Genomic DNA, 5486 nt, shown 5'->3' on the forward strand with positions numbered 1-5486 from the left:
CCCGCCGCAAACGCCGCCAGGTCCGAATCCGAGAACGAGAGCGCCACGAGATCGGCCGGGTCCTGGCCGATGTCCCTTGGCGTCGCGGTCTCCTCGAGACCACGGCTCTCGCGGAAGACGACGTGCATCAGACTTCCAATCCCGCCCTGATCGCGGCTTCATCAATATCGCCGTGCTCGCCGATCACGACGAGCTTTGACTGCCTGTTGCCCGCGCCCCACGGCTTGTCGAACTGGTGGCGCACGCGTTCGCCGACCGCCTGCAACAGCAAGCGCATCGGTTTGCCCGCAACCGCAATGTAACCCTTGGCACGCAGCACGTTCTGCTCGCGCGCCAGCTTCTGCACGGAGGCGACCAGCGCATCGACGTCGGCGACCTCAGGAAGATCGATCACGACGGAGGCGAAATCATCGTGCTCGTGCTCCTCCTCGCCGTCATGATGCGACGGGCGCGCGGCAAGATCGTTCTCGGCGGCAGCGCCGAGGCCGAGGATGACGCGCGCATCGATGGCGCCGTCGGTGATGGGCAGCATCGGCACGCGACGCGGCATCTCCGCGGTGATCGCGGCCTTTGCGGCTTCGATGCCGGCAGCGCCCGCAAGATCGGCCTTGGTCAGCAGCACGATATCGGCGCAGGCGATCTGGTCCTCGAACACTTCGGACAGCGGCGTCTCGTGATCGAGATTTTGGTCCGCAGCGCGCTGCGCCTCGACCGCATCCGGATCCGGGGCGAACCGGCCGGCCGCGACGGCCTCGGCATCGGCGAGCGCAATCACGCCGTCGACCGTGATGCGCGAGCGGATCTCCGGCCAATCGAAAGCCTTGAGCAGCGGTTTTGGCAGCGCCAGCCCCGAGGTCTCGATCAGGATGTGATCGGGCCGCACGGGGCGCGCCAGCAGCTGCTCCATGGTCGGAATGAAATCGTCGGCGACGGTGCAGCAGATGCAGCCATTGGCGAGCTCGACGATGTTCTCTTCCGGGCAATTCGCGTCGGCACAGGATTTCAGGATCTCGCCATCCACGCCCTCGCTGCCGAACTCGTTGACGAGCACGGCGAGCTTCTTCCCGCCCGCATTGCTGAGCAAATGCTGGATCAGCGTGGTCTTGCCGGAGCCGAGAAAACCCGTGACCACGGTCACAGGGACTTTTGCAAGCGAGTTCATTCGGCGGCCTCCGGCAACACGGCGATAGGGGGGATGCGGGCAAGCGACTGCTTGCGGAAGATTTCGGGCCGGCTGCGCCAGGGCACGAGACCATCGGGCGCGGCGGCATAGGCGGCGGCGCCGGCGACGACGTCCTGCGCGTTGGCATCCGTCAGGCGGCCATAGACATACGACCAGCGGCCGGGCGCGCTGAGTGCGACCGAGCAGCCCTGGCTGCATGCCGACAGGCATTCGACGGGAACCACGGTCACACCCTCGGGCACGCCGGCTTCGAGGATCGCACCATGCAGGCGCTTGCCGGGCGTGACCTCGCCCTCGCCCAGCGTCTGGCCGGCGCGGCAGGTGATGCAGACATGCAGTGTGACAGTCATCGCCTCTTCCAGAAGTATCAGCGGGAGGCGAAGAGGCCCACGGACCATCCTTGCGAAGGCCCGTTTCCCCGTCGCGGAACACCCCGTCCGCCGGTCCACAAATCGTCCGCGCTGGCAGGTCTCCCGGCTTGCGGAGCAGGGTTTCCCCTTCGATCCCCGCCTTCCCGATCCCTTCAGGGGATCAGTGGCTTTGGGCATCTCTCCGGTCACGGTCGCGGGGGCGGCTGCATTTTGGACCCAAATCTTGCCGATTCGGACCCTATCGCATTCCCTCTTCGCCTGTCATAGGACAGGAACCAACGCCGGAGCACCATTTGCCCCCGGCCGCCTCTTGTCAAGCCGAAGGACCGATCCGATGACGAGCGAGCCGGAGACCGAAACGGCAGATGAAACCGACGCCAAGCACGCCGCCAAGATGGCGAAGATCAAGGTCGCCCGCGACAAGATCATGGCGACCAAGAGCGGCGAAAAAGGCCTCATCATCGTCCACACCGGCGCCGGCAAGGGCAAGTCGTCCTCCGCCTTCGGCATGATCGTGCGCTGTGTCGCCCATGGCCTGCCCTGCGCGGTGGTGCAGTTCATCAAGGGCGCCTGGGACACCGGCGAGCGGCGCCTGCTCACCGGCCATTTCGGCGAGCTCTGCCAGTTCCACGCCATGGGCGAAGGCTTCACCTGGGAGACGCAGGACCGCGCCCGCGACATTGCCGCCGCCCGCGCCGGCTGGGAGAAGGCCAAGGAGCTGATCCTCGACTCCAATCTGCGCATGGTCGTGCTCGACGAGATCAACATCGCGCTGCGCTACGACTATCTCGACATCGCCGAGGTCGTCGATTTCCTCAAGACGTCGAAGCCGGCGATGACGCATGTCGTGCTCACGGGACGTAATGCCAAGGACGAGCTGATCGAGATCGCCGATCTCGTCACCGAGATGACGCTGGTGAAGCATCCGTTCCGCTCCGGCATCCAGGCGCAGCCCGGCGTCGAGTTCTGAAGTCGATGGCACGCGCGCTGATGATCCAGGGGGCCGGCTCGGACGTGGGCAAATCGCTCATCGTCGCCGGCCTCGCACGCGCCTTCACGCGGCGCGGATTGCGTGTGCTCCCCTTCAAGCCGCAGAACATGTCGAACAATGCCGCCGTCACCGTCGATGGCGGCGAGATCGGCCGCGCCCAGGCGCTGCAGGCACTCGCAGCGGGCGTCGAGCCGCATACCGACATGAACCCGGTGCTGCTCAAGCCCGAGACCGATGTCGGTTCGCAGGTGATCGTGCAGGGAAAGCGCATCGCCACCGCACGCGCGCGCGAATATGCGGCGATGAAGCCCTCGCTGATGGGCGCCGTGCTTGAGAGCTTTGGGCGGTTGAAGGCGCGCGCTGATCTGGTGCTGGTTGAAGGTGCCGGCAGCCCGGCCGAAGTGAATTTGCGCAAGGCCGACATTGCCAATATGGGCTTTGCCCGCAAGGCCGACGTGCCGGTGGTTCTGGTCGGCGACATCGACCGCGGCGGTGTCATCGCACAACTCGTCGGCATCAAGACGGTGATCGACCCTGATGATGCCGCGATGATCCAGGGGTTTGTCATCAACAAGTTCCGCGGCGATCGCACGCTCTTCGACGACGGCTACAGGCTGATCGCGCAGAAGACCGCATGGCGGGGCTATGGCGTGCTGCCCTGGTTTTCGCGCGCCGGCGAGCTGCCGGCCGAGGATGCGCTGGGCCTGCGCGATGCGCGCAAGCCGGGGCAGACGAAGATCGCCTGCCTTGCGCTGTCGCGGATCGCCAATTTCGACGATCTCGATCCGCTCAAGCTCGAGCCTTCCGTCGATCTCGTCATGGTGCGTCCGGGCGAAGCGATCCCCGGCGACGTCAGGCTCGTCATCATCCCCGGCTCAAAGTCCACCCGTGGCGACCTCGCCTTTTTGCGGGCGCAGGGCTGGGACATCGACCTGCTCGCGCATCACCGCAGGGGCGGCCACGTGCTCGGGCTCTGCGGCGGCTATCAGATGCTTGGGCGCAGTGTCGCCGACCCGGAGGGTATCGAAGGTCCTGCGGGCGATACACCGGGCCTTGGGCTGCTGGATGTGGAAACGGTCATGAGCCCGCACAAGACGCTCACCCGCGTTGCGGCCGTGCATGGAGCGACGGGGCAACCGATCCAGGCGTACGAAATCCACATTGGCCGCACCGACGGGCCAGACCGCGCGCGCCCGTTCGCGGAGCTGAACGATGCGCCGGAAGGCGCGATCTCGCGCGATGGCCGCGTGCAGGGCAGCTATCTGCACGGCCTGTTCACCTCGGATGATTTCCGCAGGGCGTATCTGGCCAAGCTCGACATTGTCGCGGGCGAAGAACCGTATCACGCGAGGGTCGAGAGCGCGCTCGATGCCCTCGCCGCTCACATCGAAACGCATCTCGATGTCGACGGCCTGCTCGCACTAGCGCGCTAGCGCCTCTGCGAGACGCTCCCATTCGGTCTCAGGCCCTGGAAGCCCGAGTCGCAGCCATGTCGGATTTTGCGCGAAGACCCGCGACCAGATTTGGCCACGCGCGAGCTTTTCCTGCGCGGCAAGCGCATCTGGCGTCTCATACAGGCGAAACAGCGGCGCGCCGCCGACCAGCCGCCACCCTTGCGACTGCGCCATCGCGTCAAGACGAACACAATCCCGTACAAGCCGCGCTGACGTCGCCTTGGCCCAGGCCTCATCTCGCAAGGCGCGGCCGCCGATCGAGATCGCCGCGCCCGATACCGCCCACGGGCCGGCCTCCAAGTCTAGCTCGATGATGTCAAGCGTATGGCCGATCACAAAGCCGAGCCGCAGGCCGGCAAGACCATAGAACTTGCCGAAGGAGCGTAGGATCAGCAGCCCCGGCTGCCCGGCGTCGGAGGCGAGCGAGAGTTCCGGAACGGCATCGGCAAAACTCTCGTCGACAACGAGGCGACCGACGCGCGGCAACAGCGCGAGCAGATCTTTCCGCGTATGAGAGCGGCCATCGGGATTGTTGGGATTGACGACGATGGCAACATCGGCACCCGCCAGCGCGTCGAGCTCCCCGACCTCCTCAACCTCCCATTCTCTAGCCGAGAAAACCGAGGCATATTCGTTGTAAGTCGGCCCGAGGATGCGGGCACGCTTGCCCCTTATCACAAACGGCAACCTTTGAATGGCCGCCTGCGCTCCAGCCATGGCGACAACAGGCGCGCTTGTGCGATAGGCCTCCTGGGCCGCCTGATGCAAAGTCTCGACCTGGAACCGCAGAGGTAAGGATCGCCAGTAGTACGGAGAGATTTCGCCCACGGGATAAGGCAACCGGTTGATCCCGGTCGACAGATCGATCCAGTCTTCCGCACGCCCGCCAAAACGCTGCTGGGCCAGATCGAGATTTCCACCGTGCTCGCGCATGAGCCCGTTCTGTCACGCAAGGGCCAGGACCGCAAGGAGAACGGCGAGCAGCAGCATGGTGCGGCGGTACACTGCCAGCCCCTCGCCAATGTCCCCGGCAAGCGGATCGCGCGCGCCCTCGTTGAGCCAAGGCTCGTTCGTGACACAGCCATGATAGAATCGCGGCCCGCTAATCCGCACGCCCAGCGCGCCGGCCATCGCCGCTTCCGGCCAGCCCGCATTGGGCGAGCGATGGCGGCGCGCATCGCGCGTCATGCAGGACAGCGCTTCCGATCGCCGCGAAGCGAGCAGCACGAACAGGAAACCCGTCAGGCGCGCGGGAATGAAATTGGCGACATCGTCGATGCGAGCAGCCGCCCAGCCGAAGGCTTTGTGCCGTTCACTGCGATGGCCGATCATGGAGTCCAGCGTGTTGATGGCCTTGTAGCCCAAAATGCCGGGAAGGCCGAACAGCGCCCCCCAGAACACCGGCGCGACGATGCCATCTGAGGCGTTCTCGGCGAGACTCTCGATCGCCGCGCGCGCGATGCCGGCTTCGTCGAGCGCGGCCGGAT

At 65.8% G+C, this 5486-nt stretch carries 6 protein-coding genes and 1 riboswitch; of the genes, 2 read left to right on the plus strand and 4 right to left on the minus strand.

The features are described 5' to 3' along the window. Window positions 1–127: 127 nt before the first annotated feature. Window positions 128–1162, minus strand: a complete 1035-nt coding sequence (cobW, locus tag AOQ71_RS39815) for a cobalamin biosynthesis protein CobW (RefSeq protein WP_057758880.1) — start codon at window positions 1160–1162, stop codon at window positions 128–130. Next, complete coding sequence (locus tag AOQ71_RS39820) at window positions 1159–1533, minus strand: DUF1636 family protein (protein ID WP_057758883.1); 375 nt, start codon at window positions 1531–1533, stop codon at window positions 1159–1161. Before AOQ71_RS39820 ends, cobW begins: the two co-directional genes overlap by 4 nt. A gap of 96 nt (window positions 1534–1629) precedes the next feature. Then, window positions 1630–1849, minus strand: a riboswitch (cobalamin riboswitch). 39 nt (window positions 1850–1888) lie between these two features. Here AOQ71_RS39820 and cobO point away from each other — a divergent pair. Both cobO and AOQ71_RS39830 read left to right on the plus strand, forming a co-directional pair. After that, window positions 1889–2524 (plus strand): cob(I)yrinic acid a,c-diamide adenosyltransferase, encoded by a 636-nt coding sequence (gene cobO / locus AOQ71_RS39825; protein WP_057758885.1) that lies wholly within the window; start codon window positions 1889–1891, stop codon window positions 2522–2524. Between the two features lie 5 nt (window positions 2525–2529). Further along, window positions 2530–3978, plus strand: a complete 1449-nt coding sequence (locus AOQ71_RS39830) for a cobyric acid synthase (RefSeq protein ID WP_057758887.1) — start codon at window positions 2530–2532, stop codon at window positions 3976–3978. Here the strand turns inward: AOQ71_RS39830 and cobD are convergent. Both cobD and AOQ71_RS49380 read right to left on the minus strand, forming a co-directional pair. Continuing rightward, on the minus strand, window positions 3967–4932 hold the full coding sequence (gene cobD, locus AOQ71_RS39835; protein WP_057758889.1) for a threonine-phosphate decarboxylase CobD: 966 nt from the start codon (window positions 4930–4932) through the stop codon (window positions 3967–3969). The two genes, AOQ71_RS39830 and cobD, sit on opposite strands and share 12 nt — an antisense overlap. 12 nt (window positions 4933–4944) lie before the next feature. Beyond that, window positions 4945–5486: cobalamin biosynthesis protein CobD/CbiB (locus AOQ71_RS49380; RefSeq protein ID WP_245317390.1), on the minus strand; the 542-nt coding region annotated here is incomplete at its 5' end.

Source organism: Bradyrhizobium manausense (assembly GCF_001440035.1).
Lineage (GTDB): Bacteria > Pseudomonadota > Alphaproteobacteria > Rhizobiales > Xanthobacteraceae > Bradyrhizobium > Bradyrhizobium manausense.